The following is a 23,513-nucleotide window of genomic DNA, read 5'->3' as shown; positions in this document are numbered from 1 at the left end:
CCGATACGGCCCGGCTGATAAAGGCGGGAGAGGTGGGCCAGTTTGACCCTCGTCGCCGCTCATGCCCGCCAAACTTTGTAACGGTCACATTTTTTCATTGGTGCGTGGCCTGCCTTTGCGTGCACCATGCGCCGATCTCATCCCTTTCAGGACTTCGCCATGACCACGCTTCCCGGCATCGCCGACATCCATGCCGCCGCCGCGCGGCTCTCCGGCCTGATCGCCGAAACGACCTTGATCGAATCGCTGGAACTCAACAAACGCTTCGGCGGCCGCATCCTGTTCAAGCCGGAGACGCTGCAGCGCACCGGCTCGTTCAAGTTCCGCGGCGCCTACAACAAACTGTCTTCGCTGAGCGAAGAAGAGCGCAGCCGCGGCGTCGTCGCCTTCTCCTCCGGCAACCATGCTCAGGGCGTCGCCGCGGCGGCTGCCATGTTCGGCGTCAAGGCGGTCATTGCCATGCCGGCCGACGCGCCGGCGATGAAGATCGCCAATGTCCGCAAGATGGGGGCCGAAGTGGTGCCGTTCGACCGCTTTCGCGACGACCGCATGACGGTGGTGCGACCCTACATGGACAAGGGCATGGCGCTGGTGCCTCCTTTCGACGATCCGGCCATCATCGCCGGCCAGGGCACGATCGGTCTCGAACTGATGCGCCAGGCAAAAGCGCTCGGCGTCAGCCTCGATGCGGTCGTCATTCCCTGTGGAGGCGGCGGCCTGACGAGCGGCATTTCGATCGCCGTCAAGGATGCCTCGCCGGCCACAGCAGTCTGGGCCGTTGAGCCCGAGCATTTCGACGACACCCGCCGCTCGCTGATCGAAGGAAAAAGGGTTTCCAACGAGCCCGGCCACAGTTCGATCTGCGATGCCATCCTCACCGCAGAGCCCGGTGCCATCACCTTCGAGATCAACCGCAAGAACCTCGCCGGCGCCATCGCCGTCTCCGACAAGGCGGCCGCACAGGCGGTGCGCGACGCCATGGCCCATCTCAAGCTGGTGGTCGAACCCGGCGGCTGCGTGGCGCTGGCGGCGCTCTCGTCAGGCGAGATCGAACTGTCGGGCAAATGCGTCGCCGTCGTGCTGTCAGGCGGCAATGTCGATTTCACCACCTATGCCGAGATCATGGCCGCGGGCTGAGAACCGATATGGCAGACGCTGAGATAAGGGCGGCTCTCGATCGCCATTGGGCTGCCTCCGATGCCAATGATCTCGAGACGGAGCATCAGATCTATCGCGAGGACGCGGTGCTCGATTATCCGCAATCAGGCGAGCGCATCAGCGGACGGCACAACATCCAGTCGTCGCGCGCCACGCAGCCCAACCGGAAGCGCTTTGCCGTGCGGCGGATCACCGGGTCAGGCGACCTCTGGATCACCGAATATGTCCTGACCTATGACGGGATTCCGTCCTATACGGTGAGCATCATGGAGTTCGTCGATGGCAAGGTGGTTCGCGAGACACAGTATTTCGGCGATCCGTTCGAGCCGGGGCAGTCGCGCGCGCAATGGGTCGAACGGATACCTTGAAACACGGCGGCGGTAGCATGACCGGCCACCATCCGCTCGATCGTGCCGAACTGCCTGATGATACGGCCGATCTCGCCCGCTATCTCATCGGCAAGCTCGTGGTGCGGGAGCTGCCGGAAGGCATCGTCAGCGGCCGTATCGTCGAGACCGAGGCCTATGTCACCGGCGACGCCGCCGGGCACGGCTATCGCGGCATGACGCCGCGCAACCGTTCGCTGTTCCTCGGGCCCGGACACGCCTACGTCTACCTCGCCTATGGGGTCTCCTGGATGCTCAATGTCTCGAGCGAGGGGCCGGGCACCGGCACCGGCGTGCTGATCCGGGCGCTGGAGCCGCTCGAAGGCATCGCCATCATGCGGCTGAACCGGGGCGTGGAGCGCCTGCGCGACCTGGCGCGCGGGCCGGGGCGGCTCGCCCAGGCATTGCGGATCGACCGTTCGCTGGACGGCCTCGATCTGTGCCGCCAAGGCCCGCTATGGCTGGCAGCCGACGAGCACGAGCCCGGCGACATCGGCCAAGGCATCCGCATCGGCATCACGAAGGATGCGGACCGCCCGCTGCGGTTCTATGTCAGGGGCAGTCCGTTCGTCAGCGGTCCGCCATCGCTCAATTCCTGAACGCTCAGTCGAGCGTGCGCCTGAACCGCACCAATGCGACGCCGGCAAACAAGGCCACGAACCCGACCAGCCAGGCGATCTCGCCCGCAACCGCCGGCAGTTCGGCGCCCTTCAGCATCACCGCGCGGGTGATGCGCAGAAAATGCGTCAGCGGAAAAATCTCGCCGAAGGTCTGCGCCCAGCCCGGCATGCCGCGATAGGGGAACATGAAGCCGGACAGCAGGATCGACGGCAGGAAGAAGAAGAAGGTCAGCTGCAGCGCCTGCATCTGCGTGCGGGCGATGGTCGAGATGGTGTAGCCAAGCAGCACCAGCGCCAGCACGAACACCAATACGGCTGTAAGCAGCAGCGACATGGAACCGGTGAAGGGGATGGCGAACAAGAGCTTCGACGCCGCCAGCACCACCACCACCTGGACGCCACCGACCACAAGATAGGGCAGCACCTTGCCCAGCATGATCTCGAACGGGCTGGACGGCATGGCGAGCAGGTTTTCCATAGTGCCGCGCTCGGTCTCGCGGGTCAGCGCGATCGAGGTCATCATCACCAGGGTCATCTGCAGGATGACGCCGAGCAGGCCGGGCACGATGTTGTATTGCGAGATGCCTTCCGGATTGTAGCGCTGGTGCACCACCACATCGAGCTGGCCCCTGGCGGCCTCACTCGCCGCCTCCTGCATCCCTTGCGCCCGAAGCAGCGCCTGGCTGGCCACTTTGCTTAGCGTCGAGATGGCGCCGCTGGCAGCGGCCGGGTCGGTGGCGTCGGCCTCGATGAGTATCTGCGGATTGTCGCCGCGCTCCACCCGGCGGCCGAAATCGGCCGGGATGGTGACGACGAAGGCGACATCGCCGCGCGCCATCAGGAATTCGGCAGCCTCGGCACTTTGCGCAACATGGTCGAAGCGGTAGTAGCCGGTCGTCTGCAGGGCCGCGACAATGGCGCGGGTGTAGGGGTCGTTGCTGGTCGCCACCAGTGCGGCAGGCAGGCTTTTGGGATCGTTGTTGATGGCGTAGCCGAACAGCACCAGCTGCAAAAGCGGCACGCCCAGCATCATGGCGAAGGTGATGCGGTCGCGCCGCATCTGGATGAATTCCTTGATCAGCAGCGCACCGAGCCTGGCGAAGGAGAAGACGCTGTTCATGCCATATTGTCCTTCGAGCCGGACATGAACTGAATGAAGACGTCCTCGAGGCTGGTCTCGCCGGGTTTTACGCTGACGCCCTTGTGCTCCTTCTCGACATCGGCGAGCGCCTTTTCGAGCTTTGCCTTGTCGGAGCCGACGACATGCAGCGTCGCGCCGAACGGCGCCACCTGGTCGACGCCGGGCCGGTCCCTGAGTGCATCGGCGACCTGGTCGAGGCGCGGTCCCTGCAGCACGAAGGTGGTCAGACCGGCATTCGTCACCACCTCGTCCACCGTGCCGGTGGCCAGCATCTTGCCGTAGGAGATGTAGCTGATGCGGTGGCAGCGCTCGGCTTCGTCCATGTAGTGGGTGGACACCAGCACGGTCAGACCGCCGCTCGCCAGCCGGTGGATCTCGTCCCAGAATTCGCGCCGCGCCTTCGGATCGACGCCGGCGGTCGGCTCGTCGAGCAGCAGCAGCTTCGGCTTGTGCATGATGCAGGCGGCCAGTGCCAGCCGCTGCTTCCAGCCGCCCGACAGCGTGCCGGCGAGCTGGTTGCGGCGGCTCGTCAGGCCAAGCTCTTCCAGCGTTTTCGACACATGCTCCTCGACCGACTTCAGCCGGTAGAGCCGCGCCACGAATTCGAGATTCTCGCCGATCGTCAAATCCTCGTAGAACGAGAATTTCTGCGTCATGTAGCCGACTTCGCGCTTGATGCGGAGCGACTCGGTGCGGATGTTGAAACCCAGCACCCTACCTTCGCCCTCGTCGGGCGTCAGCAGGCCGCACATGATGCGGATGGTCGTCGTCTTGCCGGACCCGTTGGGCCCGAGAAAGCCGACGATCTCGCCCTCGGCCACCGTCATCGTCACATGGTCGACGACAGTCTTGTCGCCGAAACGCTTGACCAGGCCATGAACGTCGATGGCGTTCATTTTGCGGAGGCCGCCAGCTCGACATCGACGATCTGTCCCGGCTGCAGCGCTTGCGCCTTGCCCTCAGGCCGCGCCTCGACGAGGTAGACCAGCTTCTGCCGGTTCTCGAGCGAGTAGATCACCGGCGGGGTGAATTCCGGGTCGGGCGAGACATAGCTGACGCGCGCCTTCACCTCCGGCCCGCAGCCGTCGCAATGGACGACAAGCAGCGTGCCGACCTTGATCGACGAGAACGCACTTTCCGGGACATAGACGCTGAGCTTCACCGCACCGTCCGGCAACATCGAAATGACAGGCGCGGTCGGACCGGCGGTGTCGCCGGAATTGCGGATGACGTCATTGATGCGGCCGGGCGAAGGTGCCGCCAGCACGCGCTTCGACAACCGCCACTCAGCCTGTTCCAACGCCGACTGCGCCTGTTTGACCTGATTGTCTGCCGCCTTGATCGTTTCGGGACGCGCAGGCAGACCGCCGACGGCGAGGTTGGCCTGCGCCTGGCCGACCTGCGCATTGGCGGTCTCCAGCGTCGCGGCGGCCGTGTCGTAGTCGGCCTGCGTGCCGGCACCGCGCTTGAACAGGTCGGCGGCGCGGTCGTATTTGCGCTTGGCATCCGTGGCCTGGGCCTTGGCCATGTCGACCTCGGCCTTCAGCACCGCGATCTCCTCCGGCCGCTTGCCGATCTGCAGGTCGGCAAGCTGCGCCTGCGCCTGGGCGAGCGCGGCCTCTGCCTGGGCGACGGCGATTTTTGCGTCGGCGCTTTCGAGAGTCACCACCGGCGTGCCTGATACAACACGGTCGCCGCGCTTGACCGCGACGGTCTCGACCTGCGCCACTTCGATCGGCGCCAGCAAGACATAGTCGCCCTCGACATAGCCGACGGCAAGCGGCGCTGCCGGCGCGCAGGCGCCGAACAGCTGGGCCGCGAGCGGCAGGGAACAGAGAAAACTCATCGCTTGCCCTCCTTGCGGGCGACCGGATTTCGGGCCGCCAGTATGGCGCCAAGATTGCTTGTGACCGCCGCCACCACCTTGGCGGCTTCGGCGTTACCGATCTCGCGCCAGCCCATACGACGCATCACTGCTTCGCGGCCGATGCGGAAATAGATGACCTGGCCGATCAGCGTGAAGACCACGAGCTTGGTGGCCTCGCTTTCGGCCGGCTCGCCCGTCGCCTGTTCCCAGATCTGGCAGAGGCGGCGATGCGTCGGTTCGAACACCCCGTCATAGATGCGGTCGAGGGCGGCCGTCGGATGCGACAACTCTCTAAGTACGAATTGTACGATATCGCCCGCCTCCGGCCGGGCGACGATAAATCCTACCATCCGCTCCAATGCGGTCGAGAGCTGCGCCCGCGCCGTCTCTGAACTGGCTTGACCTTGCAGCTGCATGCCGCCGAGCGCCTGGCCAGCAACCGCCTGGATGGTCTCGACGATGTGGTCGGCGGCGGCCCCGCGGAGCCCTTCCTTGCCGCCGAAATGATAGGCGATGGAGCCGATGTTGGCCTTCGCCTCCGCCGCGATCTCGCGCGTCGAGGTGCCGTCGAAGCCCTGCCGCCCGAACAGTTTGAGCGCGGCCAGCACCAGTGCGGCGCGCGTCTGCTCGGCGGGCGATGTCTCCTGGCGGGGCATTTTGTCGGGCGCGGATTTGATCATGTCGGCCTCTTTAATCAATCGATTGATTAAAGTCAAATTGATTATCTACGGCCGCTTGCCATGTCGAGCCGCAGACGCTTTAGTGCGCGGCCATGGGCAAGGAAGTCGAACGCAAGTTCCTGGTCTCCAGCGCCGAATGGCTAGAAATGGCCGAGGCGAATATACGCATTCGCCAGTTCTACCTTGCCGCAGCACCTGGCCGCACCGTGCGCGTACGCATCAGCGACGGCAGTTCGGCGAAGCTGACGCTTAAATTCGGCAGCAAGATCCGCGAGCGCGACGAATACGAATATGAAATTCCTCTGACTGATGCCGAGGAGATGCTGGCCTTCGCCATCGGACATGTCATCGAGAAGACACGCCACCATGTTAGGCATCGCGGCTATCTCTACGAAGTCGATGTTTTCGGCGGGATTCTAGCCGGCCTTGTGGTGGCCGAACTGGAGACGCCGGAGGATGTACCTGACGAAATGCTGCCTGATTGGCTCGGCCGCGAAGTGACCGGCGAGCAGAGATTTTACAACGCGTCGCTCGCCCTAGAGCCGGATGATTTTAGGTCGGGTCGACCTAAAATCGGAATCCGGCTCTAAATCAAAAGAGATGGAGCATGATGTCGTCCGAAAACCGCTTCACACTTTTCGGCATCATGCTCTAGGGGGATTCCGGAGATCGCCGCATGAGCTTTCGCATCGATCCGCGCCTGCCGCTGACCGGCGAGGTCAGGCGTATCCTTGGCGAGGAGATCGGCAAGGCGCTTGCCCATCTGGCCGTCGCGCGCGACCTGCCGGAGCAGGCATTGCACAAATGCCGCAAGCGGCTGAAGAGCGCGCGCGCCTTGCTGCGGCTGGTCCGTTCCGGAAATGAAACATTCTGTCGGACTGAGAACCAATGCTACCGTCAGGTGGCGGCGCTGCTTGCCGGGCCGCGCGAGGCGACCGCGCTGGTCGAGACCGTCGACCGGCTGGCAGCCGCCTTTCCCGAGCAGGTTGCCGGCGGCGGCCTCGACAGCGTGCGCGACCGGCTGATTGCCCGCCAGCATGAAATGCATGCCGGCGCCGGCCTCGACGCCGCCATAGGCGCGGCCACCGCCGCCTGCGAGGAAGGCCTCATCAGGATAGAGGGGCTGCTGCTCCCCGATCTGCCTGAGCATGCAGCCGATGTGCTTGCGGAAGGCGCTCGCAAGACCTTGCGCCGTGCCAGGAGGGCGCTGGACCGGGCGGGATCGCGCGGCGAAGCAGAGGATTTCCACGATCTGCGCAAGGCTGCCAAGACCCACTCGATGCATTTGTCGCTGCTCGGCCGGCTGTGGCCGACGCCGATCAAGGTGCGGCGCAAGGCGGTCGACGAACTGGGTGAAAAGCTCGGCGAACTGCACGACGTCTTCGTCATGCGCGTGTTGCTCGAGGCCGACGGTGAGCCGCTCGGCGATGCCCAGGACACAAGGCTTCTTGGCAAGCTTTTGAAGCGCTCGGAAAAAAGCCTGAAGAAGAGCTGCCTCGCCGGAGCGGCCGAGCTGTTCGGCGACAGCCCCAAGCGCTCGACAAAGAAACTCGCGCGCAATGCGCGCGACGACCTCGCCGGCCCGGTATTGTCGAAAGAGGTCCCGGTCGGTTGATCATGGCCGAGGACGTCACCTCGTGCTAGTCACACTTTACAATGACCGCGCCGCGCGACACGCTTCTCGACCGACTTGGCCGCTGGCTTGCCGGCCGGCTGCAGGACGAATCCTCGGGCTATGAGCCCTACACGCCGTCCGACGCCGAGACGTTGCGGCGCACGCTCGAACCCGGCGACATCCTGCTCATCGAAGGCAACCAGAAGATCTCCGCGGCCATCAAATACCTGACACAGTCGACCTGGTCGCACGCCGCCTTCTATATCGGCGATGCGTTGTCCGAACCGGAGGACGGATCGGAACGGCGTCGGCTGATCGAAGTCACGCTCGGCGAAGGCTGTGTCGCCGTGCCGCTGTCGCGCTACCGCACCTACAACACCCGTATCTGCCGGGCGAGCGGGCTGGCGCCGGAAGACCGCGACCATGTCGTCGCCTTCATGATCGGCAAGCTCGGCCTGAAATACGATCTCAAGAACATTTTCGACATGCTGCGCTTTTTCCTGCCGACGCCACCGGTGCCGGTGCGCTGGCGCCGCCGCATGCTGGCTTTCGGTTCCGGCGATCCGACGCGCGCCATTTGCTCGACGCTGATCGCCGAAGCCTATGGTGAGATCCGCTACCCGATCCTGCCCGAGATCACCCGCGCGCCCGGCCGCGCCTCGGCGCAGTCGAACTATTCGCGCCGCGAAATCCTGCACATCCGCCACCACTCGCTCTACACGCCGCGCGACTTCGACCTGTCGCCCTTCTTCCGCATCGTGAAACCGACGCTGGAATTTGGTTTCGACTACCGGGCGGTGACCTGGGAAGATAGGGCCGCTGAGGCGAAGGCCGCCGAATAGCAACCATTCAAACCGGCGCCGATGGCGAGTGGCGCCCTATGAGATCATTCGAGACAGTGTCGATGATCTCAGCGGAAAGCGTCGGATCGGGCACGACGCGGGAGAGGATCACCGATCCGACCATTTCCGCTAGGAATGCGATCGCGGCACTCCGCTTCGCGGCCGGGTCGCTTCCCGGCAGGAGTGAAATGATCAACGCGACATAATTGCTGACGATGCTTCCGAAGAACGATCGAAGCGCTGGATCGTCGTGCCGGGCGGCATCGGCCGCCAGTGCGGTGAGGCTGCATCCGTGCCCCGGATTGTCGCGATGATGGTCCGAGATGTAGTGGCGCACGAGCGTCTCAAACGGAGTATCGGTCGAAGCGAGCCGGGCGGATAGATCGGCGCTCATGTCACTGAAGGCCCGCTGCATGGCCTGAACGATGAGGTCGTCCTTCGACTTGAATTGTCGGTAGAAGCCTCCGTGGGTAAGCCCGGCCGCGCTCATCAGATCGGCAATGCCGATCCCGTCGATCCCTTGTTCGCGGAAGAGCTTTGCGGCGGTATCGATGACCCGCTCTCGATTTAACTCGACCATCTCCTTGCTCACCTTCACGACCGCATCCTCTCCTATTGATGATGATCGACATATAAGACGTGGCGGAGGCGCTTGACAATGATTGCGGCGGTCATTATCACCCAATGATTACGATCATAATCATTACGCAGGAAAGTTGAGATGACACAAGTTCAGTCGCGCGCCGAGAAGATCGCGCTGATCACCGGCGCTTCGGGTGGCATCGGGCATGCGGCCGGACTTGCGCTCATCCGGGCGGGGTATCGCGTGTTCGGCACCAGCCGCCGAGCTGCGCCCAACGAAGTGCGTCAGGGCATTCACATGGTCCCTTGCGACGTCACCGATGATGGGTCCGTCAGAGACGCCATCAAGCAAGTTGTCGCCCTCGCCGGCCGGATCGACGTACTGGTAAACAATGCGGGCCGCAGCCTGATCGGCGGCGCCGAGGAATCATCGGTCGCTCAAGCCCAAAGCCTGTTCGACATAAATGTCTTCGGCATTGTTCGCATGACCAATGAAGTGCTGCCCATCATGCGCAGACAGGGCGAGGGCCGGATCATCAACATCAGTTCGGTGTCCGGTTTCCTGCCGGGGCCATTCACCGCCCTCTACACCGCCACCAAACACGCAGTCGAAGGATATTCCGAGTCGCTCGATCACGAACTTCGAACGTTCGGCATCAGGGTTTCCCTTGTCGAGCCCGCCTTCACCCGCACCGGACTGGAAGAGAACGCCGAACAGCCTGACCGGATTTCCGGCGTCTACGAACAGGGGCGCTCAGCCATGAATTCGACCTGGCGCAACAGAATCGCGAGCGGCGATCCGGTGGAAGCCGTGGCCGACAAAGTGGTACAGGCAGCCACCGAAAAGACGCCGAGCATGCGCTATACGCCTGGCAAAACGGCAGGCCGTCTTCGCTTCATGCGGCGCTTCGTGCCCGAAAACATGTTCGACAAGAGCTTCCGCAAGCAGATGGGCGTGGCCGATTGATCTAAAATCAAGGCATCGCCAGGCCAGTCCGGCAGGCGAGCCTCCTTTCGCCGAGGAGCGACGAATGAAGTCCTATTTGTGCAAATATATTCCGCCGCGTTCCGACTTTCTGGCAACGATGACCACCGATGAGGAAGAGTGGATGAAGCAGTTCGGAGCATTCCTGGATGACCTGCTTGAAAAGAGGCTTATCGTCGCGCACGGCCCCGTGATGGACCCGGCTGGCGGTTATGGGGTGTCGCTCTATCGGATTGCCGATGATCTGGACATAGAGGCGATCACCTCGGAGGACCCGATCGTGAAGAATGGCGCCGGGCACTACGAACACCATCCGATGCTGCATTTGAAAACGCACGGCTAACCATTTCGACCAAACCGCATCGATGCGGCAGCGAAAGTCGCTCTCGAACGGGCCAGCTTTGCGCACGCTGGCGGGCGCGATCCTGTCGAGGTTTCTGGCGTCCATCCTGCCGAGGTGCAGGCGTCTCACATGGCGGCCTGCATCACGCCGAAACCGCAATAGCGCCCTGGTTTTCGGCTCTGTGTTCGACCCAGACATGGACCGGTTCGTCCCGGCCGCGGATGCTAACCGGTCCATGATCGCGCGCATTCAGCTGTGTCCCGAGCGATTCCGCCTTCGCGGCCTCGATCAGTCGTGACCCAAAGCAAATATTCGCCTGAAGCTCCCGGCAGAGCGCCTGCAAACGGCTGGCGACGTTGACGGTGTCGCCCACCACCGCGAAGGACAGGTTGCGCTCGCTGCCGACCGCGCCGAGGACGACGGCGCCATATTGTGCACCGATCCGAACGTCCAGCGGCGGATATCCTCTGGACACACGCTGGACATTCCAGTCTTCGATAGCGGCGATCATCGCTTCAGCGCACCGGATGGCCCGGGTTGCGTCGTCATGGCTGGCTTGCGGAACCCCGAAGGTCGCCATGATGCAATCGCCGATATAGTTGTCGACGGTGCCATGGTGGTCGAAGACGACCTGCTCCATGCGACGGTGGAACTGACGCAGTAGTTCGAACACTGCTTCGGCCGGATGATCCTCGGAATAGTGTGTGAAGCCGACGATGTCGGCGAACAGCACCGCGATATCCTGCCGGCGGACCGGGCCGAAGGGCTCGTCATCCGTGGCGAGCTGGTCGACGACATTGGGCGAAAAATGCCGGGCGAGATTGGCGCGGGCGCGCTCCGCCTTGACATAGTCTTCCGACAGATGTCGGGAACGAGAGACGACCAGCGCCATGATCGCGCCGATAATCAGCACAACCAACACATTGGTCGCCTGCGCGAACGTATCGACGAAATTGGGGTTGAGATAGAGATTCAGTCGCTCTGTCAGCGGCAGCGAATAGAGGTTCGTTGCCGGAATGACGGTTCCCGCATGAAAAACCACCCATCCCACCCCGATCGTCCACGTCAAGGCCGCGAGCGCGCCGAGATAGAGCGCCAATCGTGTCGAAAGGGTCAGCGCGCCAAGGCATACGAAAATCAGCAGGAATTTGAAGCTGCCCTCGCGCAGTTGCATCGCGGCCGGCGCGACCTCGAGGGAAAACGGGTTGGGCGTTACCAGCAGAACGGTCAACAGAATGATGTCCAGCGTACCGACGAGGTAACCGATCCACCATGGCGCGTTGCGACGGCGCGCAAAGCGAAACTGGATCAGGCCGACGAGTTGGAACAGCGCGAGGCCCGCCAGCACGAAGAGCAGCGAGGCATCCCAGCGGCTGATCAAGGAAAAGAAGCAGGAGATCACGGCGAGCGATGCCGTGCGCGCCCAGAACTGCAATGCAGCACCCTGGCGTTCTGCGCGCTCCCGCAAATTTTTCAGGCGCGAATAGCGGCGAAGTTCAAGTGTTGGCGCGGTCGGCATAGGATCACTTCGATTTTGCGGGGACGGTCACGCATTCGGCAAACCCGCCCCGTACAGTCTGGCAAATCAGCGCGCGAACTCTATCATGAATGTGGCTTCATTTTTGAAGCACCTCCGGACTGGAGCGCGACAAGCTCAGCCGCCAGATGCAATCCTGCTCGGATGATGGCCCAGTCAGGCCGGCAACGGGCGGCGTCCCTTTGCCGGAGCGGTGGGCCGGTCGGACGCACCGGCATCCCTGGGGTGCGGGCCGATCGGCATGATCGCCGGAAACGGGGTTGCGCCAAAAGCAAACGTCCATTTGTAGCCGGTCAGCCCGTCTTCCGGCGTCGTGTGCTGGTCGTGATGGGCGAGCAGTTTGGCGCGCTCGGCCAGTTCCTCCGCCTCGCGCTTCACCATCTCCGCCGTCTCCGGCCGCATCCGCCTGGAGAAAGAGACGAAGGTCGCTTCCCGCTCCAGATGGGTGATCGCCCAGCCGATGAAATTCTTGTTTGTCATCTCGAATAGCGGCCTGAGCGGCCCTTCGAAATTCCACTGGATCGGTGTGTCGACCAGCAGCCGTGCCGACAGCCCGCTGCCCAATGCGATCAGGCCGATCGCTTCGAGATCGCGCAGATAAAGGAACATCGAGGCTTCGCTCAAGCCTTGCGAGCGCATGACGCCTTCGGGCGTGAACTTCTCCGACAGCATGACGAAGATGAACAGCAGCGCCGGCCGTCCCGCGAGCTTGCGCTCGATCTCCGGCGCGATGCGATTGACCGGTCCCGGCCCCCGGTTCATCGACCCCAGCACGTTTTCCAGCTCGACGCCGGCGGCAGCGCAGATCCCGATGAGACGGTCGAGCTTGCAGTTGCGCTCGTGGAAGATGCGCTTCACCGTCGGCTCGGAAATGCCCATACGCCCGGCTAGCTCACGATAGGTGACGCCCTTGGCCTTCAGCGTCCGCTTCAGCGCCTCGAAGATCAGGCCGTTCATGGAATGCACCTCTTTTCTCGCGGTTTGGTATCGCGTTTCGATACTAGCGGCAATCGCCCTTCCGGAAACGTATCGACATCTCTAGCTCTCCGCCATCCACCACAGGAGACCTGGCCGTGAAAACCCTCATCCCCTCTATTTGTCTCGCCGCCTTCGGTATCGCGCTCGTGCCTGCGGCCGAGGCCGCCGAACTCTGGCGCGCCTCGGGCTTCGAGCAACCCGAATCGGCGCTGTTCGATGCCGCCAACAATCGCATTATCGTCTCCAACATCGTCGGCAATCCCGGGGAGGCCGACGGCAACGGCTATCTCTCGGTGCTGTCGCTGGACGGCAAGGTCGTTAGCCGGCACTGGACCGCCGGCATGGATGCACCGAAGGGCTCGGCGATCTCTGGCGGCAAGCTCTACGTCGCCGACATCACCAAGGTGCGCATCGTCGATCTCGCCAGCGGCAAGCTCATCTCGACGATCGATGTGCCCGGCGCCGTTTTCCTCAATGACGTGACATCGGACAGTTCGGGCAAGGTTTATGTCACCGACATGCTGGCCGATGCGATCTACCGCATTGACGGCGACAAGCCGGAACTGTTCGTGAAGGATGCGAAGCTCGCCGCACCCAACGGCATCTTTGCCGATCGCGATCGGCTGATCGTGGCGTCCTGGGGCAAGGGCATCAAGCCGGACTTCAGCACTGCCGCGCCCGGGGGCCTGCTGTCGGTCGATCTCGCGACGAAAGCCGTGACGCCGCTGCCTGGCGCACAAAACTTTTCCGACCTCGACGGCGTCGTCGCCATCGGCGACAGCATCTACGCCACCGCCTTCATGACCGGCACGCTCTATCGGTACAAAGTCGGCGAGGCGCCGAAGGCTGTAGAGCAGTTCAAGCCGGGCAGCGCCGATATCGGCACAGACGGCACGCGGATCTTCGTGCCGCTGATGAACGAGGGCGAGATCGCGGTGCTGAGCCTGGACTGACGGCGCACACTTGCCGGCTCAGCCAGCGGGCGCGGCTTTGAGTTGCGCCCGCGAATCCTTGATCGAGGCGGCAAAGGTCACCAGCGGCCGCTTGACGCCGTGGTTGATCAGCATGCGCCGTGTCTGCGGCGAGGCACCGGCGATGATGAAACGCACCCCTGCGCGCTTCGCCTTGTGCGCCGCGCCCTCGATGACATTGGCCGCGGTGGAATCGAAGAACGGCACCGCCGAGCAATCGAGGATGAAGTTCTTGCGCTGGTCGGCGATGCGGTCGAGCACCGTGCCGACAGTCGAGGCGGCGCCGAAGAAGAAGGCGCCGGAGATGCGATAGACGACGGTGTCGGCGTCGCTTGCCTCGCTTGCATCGTAGGCGCGGCCGCTGCTGTCGGCGACATCGTCCTGCACCAGCGGCAAATCCGCCTCCACGGCGATCGACTTGGCCATGCGGTCGATGAACAGGATCGAGCCTAGCGCGAAGCCGACGACGATGCCTTCGGTGAGATCGCGGAAGACGACGATCAGGAAGGTTGCCATCAGCACCAGGGCGTCGCCGCGCGAAGCGCGCAGCAACGTGGCGAAGGCCTGCTTCTCGAACATGTTCCAGCAGACAACCGCCAGCACCCCGGCAAGGGCGGCAAGCGGGATGTAGCTCGCCATTGGTGCGGCCACCAGCATGAAGACCAGCAGAAAAAGCGAATGCAGCATGCCGGAAACCGGCCCATGCGCGCCGGCCCGCACATTGGTGGCGGTGCGGGCGATGGTGCCGGTGGTGCAGATGCCGCCGAACACGGCAGACGCGATGTTGGCAAAGCCTTGCGCCACCAGTTCGCAATTGGAACGGTGACGCCGCCCGGTCATGCCATCGGCGACCACGGCCGAGAGCAGCGATTCGATGGCGCCGAGCAGCGCAAAAGCCACCGCATCCGGCAGCACCGCAAGCGCCTTGTCGAGGTTGAGTGCCGGCAGTGCCGGCAACGGCAGGCTGCGCGGAATGCCGCCATAGCGGGTGCCGATCGTTTCCGCCGGCAGCGAAAGCAGCGCCACGACAAGGGAGGCCAGTCCGACGGCGATCAGCATGCCCGGCCAGCCGGGCCGCCAGCGCTTCACCCCGACGATGGTGGCGATGGTCAGCGCCGCCACCAGCGTTGCCGAGATATTGAGCGTGCCGGCCGCGTGGCCGATCGCCATCAGCTTCGGCAGCAGCGGCCCGGGCTCCGGCCCGGCAAGCCTCAGCCCGAACAGTTCGACGATCTGGCCGGAGAAGATGATGACTGCGATGCCGGCGGTGAAGCCGACCGTCACCGGGTAAGGGATGAATTTGATATAGGTTCCGAGCCGGAGATAGCCGCTGGCGAGCAGGAAAATGCCGGCCATCATCGTCGCCAGCAGCAGTCCGTCGACGCCTTCGCGCTGCACCGTCGCCGCCACCAGCACGATGAAGGCGCCGGCCGGGCCGCCGATCTGGAAGCGGCTGCCGCCGAGCGCCGAGACGATGAAGCCGCCGACAATGGCCGTGAACAGGCCGCGCTCCGGCGTCACGCCCGAAGCAATCGCAATCGCCATCGACAGCGGCAACGCGACAATAGCGACGGTCAGCCCGGCCATGAAGTCGGCCTTGAACTGCGGCAGGCGGTAACCTTCGCGCCAGACCGTCACCAGCTTGGGCGTGAACAGCTCTGAAAATGTCGGCTTTGCCGACTTCTGGGCCGGTTGATGCACTGCCCGCCGGATCTGATCCATGGACTGCCTTCCGCTTGCGTGAAGGCGGCGGGATCGTCGGCAGGACTGTCGGCGGTCGCCGTCGCGACTATATGCCGGCTCAGCCTTGCGGGTTCGGCGGCGCGACCGGCTTGAGGCGCACGCCCCGGCCGCCGCGCTCGCTGGTCTGGTTCTCGCCGATGAGCTCCACCCCGGCCTCGTCGAGAGCCTGGATAACCTTCATCAGCGTATCGACCACACCCCTGACCACGCCGTCACTCGCTTCCATGCGCTGGATTGTCGGAAGCGAAACGCCGGCACGCTCGGCGAGCGTCTTCTGATCGATGCCGGCCAGCGCCCTCGCGGCGCGCATCTGGGCGGCAGTGATCATCGGTCGGAACCCCCGTCTGAGTCTGCGGAGACGACGTGTAATACAATCATAGTGATGTTTCAACCATCATAAAGCATGCATGAAACATGATCTCTCCACAAAGCCGGATGGCGGGATACGGGATGAGCATGCTACGCTACCGCCTTGGCTCTTACTGGCGGGGAAATATCAGTTGAATATTTTCAGGACCTTGACGACGTCGGCAGCCTTGCTGTCGGCGGTTTTTCTGCTGGCAGGCTGCGGACACGGGCTGATCAACCGGCTGATTTGAATGTCGCTCCGGATCGTCAGTCTTCGGGCTCGTTGCCATCGGCCACCGCCTTGTTCCGCTGCAGCATTCGCGCCGCCAGCCAGCACAGCGTCGCCCAGGTGAAGCCGGCGCACCATCCCGCCAGCACGTCGGAAGGCCAGTGGACGCCGAGATAGACGCGGCTGACGCCGACCAGCAGCGTTACCAGCACCGCCAGGCTGAGGACATAGATTTTCGTCGTTCGTCCCGGCAGGAAGCGCGCTGCGAGCGAGCCTAGCGTGAGATAGGTCACCGCCGACAGCATCGCGTGGCCGCTGGGAAACGACAGCGACGTCTCGTTGGCCAGGTGCGAGACAAGATCGGGGCGCGGCCGGTCGATGCCGGCCTTGAGCAAGGTCGACAGCAGCTGCCCGCCGGCCACCGCGACAAAGATCAGCAGCGCCGTCCTCGGCCTACGGATCAGCAGGAGGTAGACGATCACCGCCGTTACGATCAGCACCAGCACGCTGGAGCTGCCGAGGCTGGTGATGTCGCGCATCGCGCCTTCCAGCCATGCCGGGCCGACGGGAACATCCGGCTGACCCACTTTTCGGAAAGAGAGCAGGATCTCAGTATCGAAAGCGTGCGGCGTGGTGGCCCGCGCCACCTCCATCAGTTCCTCGAAGCCCCACAGCCCGGCGGCTATCACCAGCCCGGCCAGCAGCACCGGAAATTCAAGCCAGTTGGTGAACGCACGCGGGGTCTTCATCGGATTACAGTCGCCCCTGCAGGTAAGGCCCGAGCGAGATCAGCACCACCGCCGCGATGGCCAGCACGATGCCGGTCGCCTGCAAGGCATTGACGCGTTCGCCGAAGAACACCAGCGCCACCACATTGACCGCCACCAGCTGGATCACCGCCGACAGACTGAACGACACCGACATGCCGAACTCACGAACCAGCCGCAGCATCATCAGATTGCCCGCCGTATAGAGCGCCAGTGTCAGCACGATCTTGCCAAGGCTTGGCGCCAGCCCCCATTGCTTGGCCGCGATGGCCGCCAGCAGGAAGATCACCGTCGAAATGACGAGCTGCGCCAGTCCCCAGAAACTCACTTTTGTGCCTCGCTGTCCTTTGTGGCAGCTCTTGTTTCGCAAGCGTGGCGGCACGTCAAGCAGACTGCGGCGGAACAGGCCACGGCCGAGGTGCTGAATGAATGGCAGCGCGATCGCGGTCTGACTGCCACGCTCGGTCGGATTCGTGCAAACCCAGGCAGCTGCGCTCAAGCATTGGAAAAGAATGGACTTTTAAACATGGCGCCCTACCTCTTCTGGAGGAGAGTGCCATGCCAAAGTCCGTCTATGACCGTGGCCTGCTGAAACCCGACGACATCGCCAGGCTGCAACGCGTGTTCGACGAAGCCTGCCGCAGGCGCGACGTGCATCCCGATTCGGCGGAGGCGCGGGAGATCGCGCTGAACCTGCTTGCGCTGCACAATGCCGGCATGGTCGAGGAAGATATGCTTATGGAAACCGTGGGTTTCCGCCGGTTGGAGCCGAAATCAGCCTGAGGCCCGCAAGGCGGCCTGGAGCGATTCCAGGAAAAGTGTGAAGCGGTTTTCCGTCCGGAATTGCGTAAAAATAAAGGCCTAGGAGCGGTTCGCCGTTTCCGTGAAACGGTGAAACGCTCTAGCCGGCGCGCTGCACGACGGCCACATTCATCTCTGCCCGCAGCCTGAAGCCGATGGATTCGTACAATCCAACCGCGTTGGCATTGCTGGCATAGGCATGCAGGTAGGGAACTTCGCCGCGCGCAAAAATTCGGTTGGCCACGAACACCGACAGCAGCCGGCCGAGGCCGCTGCCGCGAAATTCGGGATGCGAGCAGACGCCGCTGAGTTCGCTGTAGCCGGGCTGCTTCATGCGCTCGCCGGCCATCGCCGCCAGCCGGCCGTCGATTTTCACGCCCCAGAACTCGCCGAGGCTCAGCGCCTTGAGCGTGAACGGGCCGGGCTTGGTCAGTGACGCCAAAGCAAGCATCTCGGCCGCGTCGTCCTGCGTCAGCTGCTGCACACGCTCGTCCGACACGGAAGGCAATGGCGCCTCGGCAACCATCTGAACGCCGAAGGCGGTCACGGTCGCGGTCAGTTCCGGCGGCAAGGCAATGGGGTCCGCCTGGAGCATGAACACGCTCTCACCTGCAGGAATGAGGCTTGCGAGCGCCTGCAGACTCTCAGCGTCGTCTGCTCCGGAAGCCGCGAAGGGGACGATCGAGGAGGGATAGCGCCTGGCGAGCCTGTCGCCATACGCAAAGATCCGATGCCGCGTGTCGAGCGCGCTCCAGACCGGACGATCGAGGACATGGCTCATGGCGCGACATCCTGTTTCACACGACGGTCGAGCGGGGCCGCCGCCAGGCCCTCCTCCATTGCCGAGAGTTGTTCGAGAAGCGGCCCTGCAAGGCCTTTGCACAAGTCGGCAACGGCGTTCTCGATGCGCGGCCAAACGTCTCGCTTCGCCTTATCGACCAGGCGCTGGCCGTTCGCGGTCAGCGAGATCATCCTGCGGCGCTGGTCGTCGTTCGATGGCGCGGCCTCGACCAGCCCCAACTCGGCCAGCAGCGCCACGCTGCGCGTCACCCCCGGCTGGGTGATCCCCAGTGACTGCGCCAGCTCGCCGACAGGCAGCGGCCCGAGCCGGTCGAGCGCGGCCAGCAGAGGATACTGGCTGGACTGCACCGGCACCTCCAGCCCATCGAGCATGCGCTGCGTATCGGCCTGCAACTGCTCGCCGATACGCTTCAGCCTGCTGCCTAGGGTGAGGTAGCCAAGGGATCGAATGATGTCTTCCATGGGTGGTCCGCCTGCGGAATAACCATGATATGTTATATAACCAGGCAATGAACGAGTTCAAGCGCCTGCTTTGGAGGTTGGCCGCAAGCATCTCAACTTCGTCATCCTTGGGCGAAGCAGGAGCGAAGCTCCGTCGCGGAGACCCGAGGATCCATGCCGGGACCTTGGCCGCGGAAGCAGCGGAGCAGAACCTGCAACGCAGCGTAGCTCAGAAGTCACGGCATGGATCCTCGGGTCTGCGCCGCGTCGCTACGCTCCTTGCTTCGCCCGTGGAAGACGACGGGATCGGCGTTTCAGCCAATCGCCAGGATATTCGATCCATCTTGCAGATGCGTTGAACCACCAGTCCCCGCCACAGCAGCAGCCCGAAGTGCGCGGTGGTTCTCCGTCCAGAAGCGCTCGTCTACAACTCCCTGGCGATCTGACGGGCAATCGCTTCGGCCTGCAGTCCGGCGCTGTGAAAATAGCTGGTCAGGCTTGGCCGCATGCCGATGAACCACAGGCCGGGCTGGCCGCTCGGGGTGCCGCCATTGGCCTTCGGCACGCCCTTGGCGTCGAGCACGCCGAGATCGCCCAGCATGGCCTCCAGGCCGGTGCGATAGCCGGTTGCCGCGATCACTACATCCGGCTCGAGCACCGTGCCGTCGTTCAGCCGCACGCCGGCGCCTTCGAAAGCCGCCACCGGCGCCACCACCGAAATCCGTCCGGCCTTCAGCGCTGCGACGGCGCCGTCGTCAACGGCAATAGCGATCTGCTCGACGCCGAGCCGGCTGGCGCCGCCCTTCGGCGCCGGCGGCAGGCCGAAGCGGGTGAGGTCGTCGAACACCAGCCGCTGCGTCGCGGCAATCGCGGCATCGGCAATCCACGTCGGCAGCATCGCCATGAAACCGCCGAAGCGCGCCACGGCGACCTTGCCGATCCGTTTCGGCATCAGCGACGGACCCTGCCTGGCTGACAACCAGATGGCCTTGGTGTCGGCACGGGCGAGGTGGTTGAGCACGTCGAAGCCGGAATTTCCGGCCCCGACCACCAGCACGCTTTTGCCCACATAGTCCTGCGCTGTGCCGAAATCGGCAGCGTGGACAAGTTTGCCGGTGAAAGTCGCCTTGCCTTGCCAGTCCGGCGTCCATGGCAAGCGGTCGCGGCCGGTGGCGACGATGACATTGCGGGCGCTCAGCGTTTCCCGGCCCGTATGGACGAGCCAGCCATTGCCTCTGCGTTCGATCCGCTCGACGGCGGTGCCGAATTCGACCCTTATGCCGCGCGCGGGCAAAATCCTCGAGATAACCGACGATGGCATCCTTGTTCGGAAAGGCGGCGGTGCGTGGCGGATAGGCAAGGCCGGGCAGGGCCGATAGCGCGCGATGCGTGTTGAGGGTCAGCTTCTCGTGCCGCCCTCGCCACGGTTCGGCGATCCGCGGCTCCTTTTCAAGCACGACGACCCGCACGCCGCGCCGGCCAAGCGCGTCGGCGGCCGCCAGCCCCGCCGCTCCGGCGCCGATGACGATAACCGTATAGTCGGGTCCTTTCGGCCCCAGGACGATAGGCATCGTTTCGCTTGTCGTAGCCGCCATTCGGTCGAGATTTCCTTTCAGGTGCGCCATGGGGACCCGTCCTATATGGCACGTCCCATATGGCACAGGGGCGATATGATCGATAATGAGGTCGCGTCAATGCGACTGATTCGAGGCCTTGGGGACAAGCCTCTGTTTATCATCGGCACGCGGAAGCTCGACCATGCCCTCCTTGCGTATCTTTCTCGACAGACTGCTGGAGGGCGCCGCAGCCAAGGTGCCGCGCCAGGATTTTCCGCATGTCGAGCGGCTGGCGCTTGTCCGCCAGCACGGCGACTTCTCGCTGGCCTATTCGACCGCCGTGCAGCAAAAACTGTCCTATTTCGGCGACGCCGACGGCTACATCGCCTTCGGCACCAAGATGAAGCACCATTTCGCGCTCGGTGACCCGGTGGCCCATCCGGCTGATCGGCCCGACTATATCAGGCGCTTTGTCGAAGCCGCCGACAGCCCGTGGTTCGTGCAGATCGGCGAACCGACGGCGCGCGTTCTGGCCGGGCTCGGCTACCAGGTCAACCGTCTCGGCGTCGACACGCGGCTGGAACTGCCGGCTCACGATTTTTCCGGCAAGCGCAACGAAACCGTGCGGTATTCCGAACGCTGGCTGTTGAAGAAGGGGTTTTCTTTTGGCGAAGGAGCGGTCTATCTCGACGAGGTCCAGCGCCTGTCACAGAACTGGCGGGCCGACCGCATCGTCAAGCGCTGGGAGATGGCGTTCCTCAACCGCCCCTTTGCCGATCATCTCGGCATCGATATGCGCCGTTTCGTGCTCTACAGCCCGGAAGGCGAGCTCGTCGCTCTGCTCGATTTCGATCCGATGTTCCGGGATGGCAAGGTGATCGGCTACACCACCTCGTTCAAGCGCAAGCACATCGATGCCTCGCCGCATGCCGAAATCGGGCTGACCAAATTCGCCGTCGACCGGTTTCGCAATGAGGGCATTTCGGTCGTCACGCTCGGCCTGTCGCCGATGCTCGATGTCGGAGCCAACAGCTTTGCCGAATCGAGCTTCTGGCGCAACGCCTTCGAGCGGGCCTATGAGTCTCCCTGGGTCAACCGCAGCAAGTTCAACCTCAAAGGCCAGGCGGCGTTCAAGCGCCGCTTCCATGGCGTCGAAGAACCGACCTACATCGCCTTCCGCGAGGGCAGGCTGATCGAGATGCTGGGGTTGCTGCGCCTCATCAAGGCGATCTAGCAAGAAGCGTGGCGGCCAACGTGGCCAATTTGCCCCCAGCAAAACTGTTGATTTGACCGGCGCACGGGCGATCGCCTATTTGCATGTCGCTCAAAAGTGGTCCCGATTTGAGCAAACGACATGCATAAAAACAAAGACCTAATGCGCGTCGCCTGAGTCCGTTCAAACGCGACGCGCTTTAGAGCGGCAGGGTCAGTTGCGCAGCCGGTAGCCGGTCCGGAAGATCCAAGCGACGATGGCGATGCAGATGGCGAGGAACACCATCGTCATGCCCAGGCTGACGGCGACCGAGACATCGGACTTGCCGTAAAAGCTCCAGCGGAAACCGCTGATCAGGTAGACGACCGGGTTGAACAGCGTCACCGTGCGCCAGGTCTCGGGCAGCATGTTGATCGAATAGAAGCTGCCGCCGAGGAAGGTCAGCGGCGTGATGATCAACAGCGGCACCAGCTGCAATTGCTCGAAGCTTTTCGCCCAGATGCCGATGATGAAGCCGAACAGGCTGAAGGTCACCGCCGTCAAGACAAGGAAGGCCAGCATCCAGAACGGATGCTGGATGGTGAGCGGCACGAACAGCGAGGCCGTCGCCAGGATGATCAAGCCGAGGATGATCGACTTGGTCGCGGCGCCGCCGACATAGGCGATGACGATCTCCAGATACGACACCGGCGCCGACAAGAGCTCGTAGATGGAGCCGACGAATTTCGGGAAATAGATGGCAAAGGAGGCGTTGGAGATCGACTGCGTCAACAGCGACAGCATGATCAGCCCCGGCACGATGAAGGCGCCGTAGCTGATGCCGTCAATCTCGGTGATGCGCGAGCCGATGGCCGAGCCGAAGACGACGAAATAAAGCGATGTCGAGATCACCGGCGAGACGATGCTCTGCAGCACGGTGCGGAACGCACGCGCCATCTCGACCCGGTAGATCGCCCATACTGCTCGCCAATTCATGGCTCTTGCCTCAACAGATTGACGAAGATCTCCTCGAGCGAGCTGTTTTGCGTGTCCATGTCGCGGAACTGGATGCCTGCCGTCTCGAGTTCGCGCAGCAGCGATGCGACGCCGGGGCGTTCGCTCTGATTGTCATAGGTGTAGGTCAGCTGTGTGCCATCGCCCGACAGCTCCAACGCGTAGTGCGAAAATGCATCGGGAATGGCGGTGAGCGGGTTGCGCAATTCGACGATCAGGCGCTTGCGGCCGAGCTTGCGCATCAGTTCGGCCTTGCCCTCGACCAGGATGATCTCGCCGCGGTTGATGACACCGACACGGTCGGCCATCGCCTCGGCCTCTTCGATATAGTGCGTGGTAAGGATGATGGTGACGCCGTCGTCGCGCAGCCGCCGCACCATCGCCCACATGTCCTGGCGCAGTTCGACGTCGACGCCGGCCGTGGGTTCGTCGAGGAACAGGATGCGCGGCTCATGTGACAGCGCCTTTGCAATCATCAGCCGCCGCTTCATGCCGCCCGACAGCGTGATCGCCTTGGCGTCCTTCTTGTCCCACAACGACAAGTCGCGCAGCACCTTTTCGACGAAGCCCGGATTGGGCGGCTTGCCAAACAGGCCGCGACTGTAGGTGACGGTTGCCCAGACGCTCTCGAACGCGTCGATGGTCAGCTCCTGCGGCACCAGCCCGATCAGGCTGCGCGCGGCGCGGTAGTCTCGGTTGATGTCGTGGCCGTCGACGGTCACCGTTCCCGACGAACGGTTGACGATGCCGCAGACGATCGAGATCAGCGTCGTCTTGCCGGCGCCGTTCGGCCCCAGCAGCGCGAAAATCTCGCCGCGTTCGATGTCGAGGTTGATTTCCTTCAGCGCCTTGAAGCCGGTGGCGTAGGTCTTGGTGACCCCGGCAATCGAAATGATGGAAGGCAAATTCGTGGAAG

At 63.5% G+C, this 23,513-nt stretch carries 28 protein-coding genes and 1 pseudogene; 12 read left to right on the top strand and 17 right to left on the bottom strand.

Going from position 1 to position 23,513, the window contains the following annotated elements; genetic code table 11:
• Positions 1-159 precede the first annotated feature (159 nt).
• Genes NKK52_RS25475 through NKK52_RS25465 form a run of 3 tightly spaced genes read left to right on the top strand, consistent with a single transcriptional unit; the run spans position 160 to position 2,143 of the window.
• Positions 160-1,137 (top strand): threonine ammonia-lyase, encoded by a 978-nt coding sequence (locus NKK52_RS25475; protein ID WP_023681285.1) that lies wholly within the window; start codon positions 160-162, stop codon positions 1,135-1,137.
• A gap of 8 nt (positions 1,138-1,145) precedes the next feature.
• A complete protein-coding gene (locus tag NKK52_RS25470) occupies positions 1,146-1,526 on the top strand; it encodes a nuclear transport factor 2 family protein (protein WP_023681284.1) in 381 nt (126 codons plus the stop codon).
• A gap of 17 nt (positions 1,527-1,543) precedes the next feature.
• Positions 1,544-2,143 carry a DNA-3-methyladenine glycosylase gene (locus NKK52_RS25465; RefSeq protein ID WP_023681283.1) on the top strand — a complete coding sequence of 200 codons (600 nt, stop codon included), beginning with the start codon at positions 1,544-1,546 and terminating at the stop codon, positions 2,141-2,143.
• Positions 2,144-2,147: 4 nt separating this feature from the next.
• On the opposite strand, the gene NKK52_RS25460 is transcribed toward NKK52_RS25465, so the two are convergent.
• Genes NKK52_RS25460 through NKK52_RS25445 form a run of 4 tightly spaced genes read right to left on the bottom strand, consistent with a single transcriptional unit; the run spans position 2,148 to position 5,852 of the window.
• Complete coding sequence (locus tag NKK52_RS25460; protein ID WP_023681282.1) at positions 2,148-3,284, bottom strand: ABC transporter permease; 1,137 nt, start codon at positions 3,282-3,284, stop codon at positions 2,148-2,150.
• Positions 3,281-4,201 carry an ABC transporter ATP-binding protein gene (locus tag NKK52_RS25455; protein ID WP_023681281.1) on the bottom strand — a complete coding sequence of 307 codons (921 nt, stop codon included), beginning with the start codon at positions 4,199-4,201 and terminating at the stop codon, positions 3,281-3,283. Before NKK52_RS25455 ends, NKK52_RS25460 begins: the two co-directional genes overlap by 4 nt.
• Entirely contained in the window at positions 4,198-5,151 is a 954-nt protein-coding gene (locus tag NKK52_RS25450) for an HlyD family secretion protein (protein ID WP_023681280.1), read from the bottom strand. Before NKK52_RS25450 ends, NKK52_RS25455 begins: the two co-directional genes overlap by 4 nt.
• Positions 5,148-5,852 (bottom strand): CerR family C-terminal domain-containing protein, encoded by a 705-nt coding sequence (locus NKK52_RS25445; RefSeq protein ID WP_023681279.1) that lies wholly within the window; start codon positions 5,850-5,852, stop codon positions 5,148-5,150. The genes NKK52_RS25450 and NKK52_RS25445 overlap by 4 nt, the downstream gene beginning before the upstream one ends.
• Positions 5,853-5,944: 92 nt before the next feature.
• On the opposite strand from NKK52_RS25445, the gene NKK52_RS25440 reads away from it, so the two are divergent.
• The 3 genes from NKK52_RS25440 to NKK52_RS25430 all read left to right on the top strand — a co-directional run bounded on the left by NKK52_RS25440 (position 5,945) and on the right by NKK52_RS25430 (position 8,309).
• Positions 5,945-6,442 (top strand): CYTH domain-containing protein, encoded by a 498-nt coding sequence (locus NKK52_RS25440; protein ID WP_023681278.1) that lies wholly within the window; start codon positions 5,945-5,947, stop codon positions 6,440-6,442.
• An 86-nt stretch (positions 6,443-6,528) separates the two neighbouring features.
• Positions 6,529-7,467: a CHAD domain-containing protein gene (locus NKK52_RS25435; RefSeq protein WP_023681277.1), complete on the top strand. Its 939-nt coding sequence runs from the start codon at positions 6,529-6,531 to the stop codon at positions 7,465-7,467.
• A 41-nt stretch (positions 7,468-7,508) separates the two neighbouring features.
• Complete coding sequence (locus NKK52_RS25430) at positions 7,509-8,309, top strand: C40 family peptidase (RefSeq protein WP_023681276.1); 801 nt, start codon at positions 7,509-7,511, stop codon at positions 8,307-8,309.
• Positions 8,310-8,316: 7 nt separating this feature from the next.
• Here the strand turns inward: NKK52_RS25430 and NKK52_RS25425 are convergent, their stop codons facing one another.
• Positions 8,317-8,907 (bottom strand): TetR/AcrR family transcriptional regulator, encoded by a 591-nt coding sequence (locus NKK52_RS25425; RefSeq protein ID WP_023673283.1) that lies wholly within the window; start codon positions 8,905-8,907, stop codon positions 8,317-8,319.
• 123 nt (positions 8,908-9,030) lie between these two features.
• Between NKK52_RS25425 and NKK52_RS25420 the strand changes: the two genes are divergently transcribed.
• The gene (locus NKK52_RS25420; protein ID WP_023673282.1) at positions 9,031-9,858 is read left to right on the top strand and encodes an oxidoreductase; all 828 of its coding nucleotides are present in this window, start codon (positions 9,031-9,033) and stop codon (positions 9,856-9,858) included.
• Positions 9,859-9,922: 64 nt separating this feature from the next.
• Positions 9,923-10,219, top strand: coding sequence for a YciI family protein (locus tag NKK52_RS25415; RefSeq protein WP_023681274.1), 297 nt, complete (start codon positions 9,923-9,925; stop codon positions 10,217-10,219).
• Between the two features lie 142 nt (positions 10,220-10,361).
• Here NKK52_RS25415 and NKK52_RS25410 read toward each other — a convergent pair whose 3' ends face one another.
• Both NKK52_RS25410 and NKK52_RS25405 read right to left on the bottom strand, forming a co-directional pair.
• On the bottom strand, positions 10,362-11,738 hold the full coding sequence (locus NKK52_RS25410; RefSeq protein WP_023681273.1) for an adenylate/guanylate cyclase domain-containing protein: 1,377 nt from the start codon (positions 11,736-11,738) through the stop codon (positions 10,362-10,364).
• Positions 11,739-11,912: 174 nt separating this feature from the next.
• On the bottom strand, positions 11,913-12,713 hold the full coding sequence (locus tag NKK52_RS25405) for a helix-turn-helix domain-containing protein (protein ID WP_023681272.1): 801 nt from the start codon (positions 12,711-12,713) through the stop codon (positions 11,913-11,915).
• 116 nt (positions 12,714-12,829) lie between these two features.
• Here NKK52_RS25405 and NKK52_RS25400 point away from each other — a divergent pair, with 116 nt between their 5' ends.
• Positions 12,830-13,687 (top strand): SMP-30/gluconolactonase/LRE family protein, encoded by an 858-nt coding sequence (locus tag NKK52_RS25400; RefSeq protein WP_023681271.1) that lies wholly within the window; start codon positions 12,830-12,832, stop codon positions 13,685-13,687.
• Positions 13,688-13,705: 18 nt separating this feature from the next.
• Here NKK52_RS25400 and NKK52_RS25395 read toward each other — a convergent pair whose 3' ends face one another.
• Both NKK52_RS25395 and NKK52_RS25390 read right to left on the bottom strand, forming a co-directional pair.
• Entirely contained in the window at positions 13,706-15,427 is a 1,722-nt protein-coding gene (locus tag NKK52_RS25395) for a SulP family inorganic anion transporter (RefSeq protein ID WP_023681270.1), read from the bottom strand.
• A gap of 79 nt (positions 15,428-15,506) precedes the next feature.
• Positions 15,507-15,776, bottom strand: coding sequence for a helix-turn-helix domain-containing protein (locus tag NKK52_RS25390; protein WP_023673276.1), 270 nt, complete (start codon positions 15,774-15,776; stop codon positions 15,507-15,509).
• 79 nt (positions 15,777-15,855) lie between these two features.
• Between NKK52_RS25390 and NKK52_RS25385 the strand changes: the two genes are divergently transcribed.
• A complete protein-coding gene (locus tag NKK52_RS25385; RefSeq protein WP_023755330.1) occupies positions 15,856-16,047 on the top strand; it encodes a hypothetical protein in 192 nt (63 codons plus the stop codon).
• 16 nt (positions 16,048-16,063) lie between these two features.
• On the opposite strand, the gene NKK52_RS25380 is transcribed toward NKK52_RS25385, so the two are convergent.
• Positions 16,064-16,774: a phosphatase PAP2 family protein gene (locus tag NKK52_RS25380; protein WP_023681269.1), complete on the bottom strand. Its 711-nt coding sequence runs from the start codon at positions 16,772-16,774 to the stop codon at positions 16,064-16,066.
• A 4-nt stretch (positions 16,775-16,778) separates the two neighbouring features.
• Positions 16,779-17,120 (bottom strand): hypothetical protein, encoded by a 342-nt coding sequence (locus tag NKK52_RS25375; RefSeq protein ID WP_023681268.1) that lies wholly within the window; start codon positions 17,118-17,120, stop codon positions 16,779-16,781.
• Positions 17,121-17,350: 230 nt separating this feature from the next.
• Here NKK52_RS25375 and NKK52_RS25370 point away from each other — a divergent pair, with 230 nt between their 5' ends.
• Positions 17,351-17,575, top strand: a complete 225-nt coding sequence (locus NKK52_RS25370; RefSeq protein WP_023673272.1) for a hypothetical protein — start codon at positions 17,351-17,353, stop codon at positions 17,573-17,575.
• 118 nt (positions 17,576-17,693) lie between these two features.
• Here NKK52_RS25370 and NKK52_RS25365 read toward each other — a convergent pair whose 3' ends face one another.
• The 4 genes and pseudogenes from NKK52_RS25365 to NKK52_RS25350 all read right to left on the bottom strand — a co-directional run.
• Positions 17,694-18,374: a GNAT family N-acetyltransferase gene (locus NKK52_RS25365; protein ID WP_023681267.1), complete on the bottom strand. Its 681-nt coding sequence runs from the start codon at positions 18,372-18,374 to the stop codon at positions 17,694-17,696.
• Entirely contained in the window at positions 18,371-18,856 is a 486-nt protein-coding gene (locus tag NKK52_RS25360; RefSeq protein ID WP_023681266.1) for a MarR family winged helix-turn-helix transcriptional regulator, read from the bottom strand. Before NKK52_RS25360 ends, NKK52_RS25365 begins: the two co-directional genes overlap by 4 nt.
• 403 nt (positions 18,857-19,259) lie before the next feature.
• Positions 19,260-20,156, bottom strand: coding sequence for a flavin-containing monooxygenase (locus tag NKK52_RS25355; RefSeq protein ID WP_280940301.1), 897 nt, complete (start codon positions 20,154-20,156; stop codon positions 19,260-19,262).
• Positions 20,157-20,310: 154 nt separating this feature from the next.
• Positions 20,311-20,406 (bottom strand): annotated as a pseudogene (locus tag NKK52_RS25350) (hypothetical protein); the annotation flags it as partial.
• 187 nt (positions 20,407-20,593) lie between these two features.
• On the opposite strand from NKK52_RS25350, the gene NKK52_RS25345 reads away from it, so the two are divergent.
• Positions 20,594-21,625, top strand: coding sequence for a phosphatidylglycerol lysyltransferase domain-containing protein (locus tag NKK52_RS25345; protein ID WP_023681264.1), 1,032 nt, complete (start codon positions 20,594-20,596; stop codon positions 21,623-21,625).
• A 192-nt stretch (positions 21,626-21,817) separates the two neighbouring features.
• Here NKK52_RS25345 and NKK52_RS25340 read toward each other — a convergent pair whose 3' ends face one another.
• Entirely contained in the window at positions 21,818-22,579 is a 762-nt protein-coding gene (locus NKK52_RS25340) for an ABC transporter permease (protein ID WP_023681263.1), read from the bottom strand.
• A complete protein-coding gene (locus tag NKK52_RS25335) occupies positions 22,576-23,502 on the bottom strand; it encodes an ABC transporter ATP-binding protein (protein ID WP_023681262.1) in 927 nt (308 codons plus the stop codon). The genes NKK52_RS25340 and NKK52_RS25335 overlap by 4 nt, the downstream gene beginning before the upstream one ends.
• Positions 23,503-23,513: the final 11 nt, after the last annotated feature.

Origin of the sequence: Mesorhizobium sp. C277A, assembly GCF_040324395.1 — a bacterium.
GTDB lineage: Bacteria > Pseudomonadota > Alphaproteobacteria > Rhizobiales > Rhizobiaceae > Mesorhizobium.
Note: the sequence above shows the minus strand (reverse complement) of the source record. Positions and strands in the feature narration are given on the sequence as shown.

Coding starts and splice junctions, on each gene's coding strand:
- NKK52_RS25475 (WP_023681285.1), top strand. CDS start 160: ATGACCACGCTTCCCGGCATCGCCGACATCCATGCCGCCGCCGCGCGG.
- NKK52_RS25470 (WP_023681284.1), top strand. CDS start 1,146: ATGGCAGACGCTGAGATAAGGGCGGCTCTCGATCGCCATTGGGCTGCC.
- NKK52_RS25465 (WP_023681283.1), top strand. CDS start 1,544: ATGACCGGCCACCATCCGCTCGATCGTGCCGAACTGCCTGATGATACG.
- NKK52_RS25460 (WP_023681282.1), bottom strand. CDS start 3,284: ATGAACAGCGTCTTCTCCTTCGCCAGGCTCGGTGCGCTGCTGATCAAG.
- NKK52_RS25455 (WP_023681281.1), bottom strand. CDS start 4,201: ATGAACGCCATCGACGTTCATGGCCTGGTCAAGCGTTTCGGCGACAAG.
- NKK52_RS25450 (WP_023681280.1), bottom strand. CDS start 5,151: ATGAGTTTTCTCTGTTCCCTGCCGCTCGCGGCCCAGCTGTTCGGCGCC.
- NKK52_RS25445 (WP_023681279.1), bottom strand. CDS start 5,852: ATGATCAAATCCGCGCCCGACAAAATGCCCCGCCAGGAGACATCGCCC.
- NKK52_RS25440 (WP_023681278.1), top strand. CDS start 5,945: ATGGGCAAGGAAGTCGAACGCAAGTTCCTGGTCTCCAGCGCCGAATGG.
- NKK52_RS25435 (WP_023681277.1), top strand. CDS start 6,529: ATGAGCTTTCGCATCGATCCGCGCCTGCCGCTGACCGGCGAGGTCAGG.
- NKK52_RS25430 (WP_023681276.1), top strand. CDS start 7,509: ATGACCGCGCCGCGCGACACGCTTCTCGACCGACTTGGCCGCTGGCTT.
- NKK52_RS25420 (WP_023673282.1), top strand. CDS start 9,031: ATGACACAAGTTCAGTCGCGCGCCGAGAAGATCGCGCTGATCACCGGC.
- NKK52_RS25415 (WP_023681274.1), top strand. CDS start 9,923: ATGAAGTCCTATTTGTGCAAATATATTCCGCCGCGTTCCGACTTTCTG.
- NKK52_RS25410 (WP_023681273.1), bottom strand. CDS start 11,738: ATGCCGACCGCGCCAACACTTGAACTTCGCCGCTATTCGCGCCTGAAA.
- NKK52_RS25405 (WP_023681272.1), bottom strand. CDS start 12,713: ATGAACGGCCTGATCTTCGAGGCGCTGAAGCGGACGCTGAAGGCCAAG.
- NKK52_RS25395 (WP_023681270.1), bottom strand. CDS start 15,427: ATGGATCAGATCCGGCGGGCAGTGCATCAACCGGCCCAGAAGTCGGCA.
- NKK52_RS25390 (WP_023673276.1), bottom strand. CDS start 15,776: ATGATCACTGCCGCCCAGATGCGCGCCGCGAGGGCGCTGGCCGGCATC.
- NKK52_RS25385 (WP_023755330.1), top strand. CDS start 15,856: ATGAAACATGATCTCTCCACAAAGCCGGATGGCGGGATACGGGATGAG.
- NKK52_RS25380 (WP_023681269.1), bottom strand. CDS start 16,774: ATGAAGACCCCGCGTGCGTTCACCAACTGGCTTGAATTTCCGGTGCTG.
- NKK52_RS25370 (WP_023673272.1), top strand. CDS start 17,351: ATGCCAAAGTCCGTCTATGACCGTGGCCTGCTGAAACCCGACGACATC.
- NKK52_RS25365 (WP_023681267.1), bottom strand. CDS start 18,374: ATGAGCCATGTCCTCGATCGTCCGGTCTGGAGCGCGCTCGACACGCGG.
- NKK52_RS25360 (WP_023681266.1), bottom strand. CDS start 18,856: ATGGAAGACATCATTCGATCCCTTGGCTACCTCACCCTAGGCAGCAGG.
- NKK52_RS25355 (WP_280940301.1), bottom strand. CDS start 20,156: ATGCCATCGTCGGTTATCTCGAGGATTTTGCCCGCGCGCGGCATAAGG.
- NKK52_RS25345 (WP_023681264.1), top strand. CDS start 20,594: ATGCCCTCCTTGCGTATCTTTCTCGACAGACTGCTGGAGGGCGCCGCA.
- NKK52_RS25340 (WP_023681263.1), bottom strand. CDS start 22,579: ATGAATTGGCGAGCAGTATGGGCGATCTACCGGGTCGAGATGGCGCGT.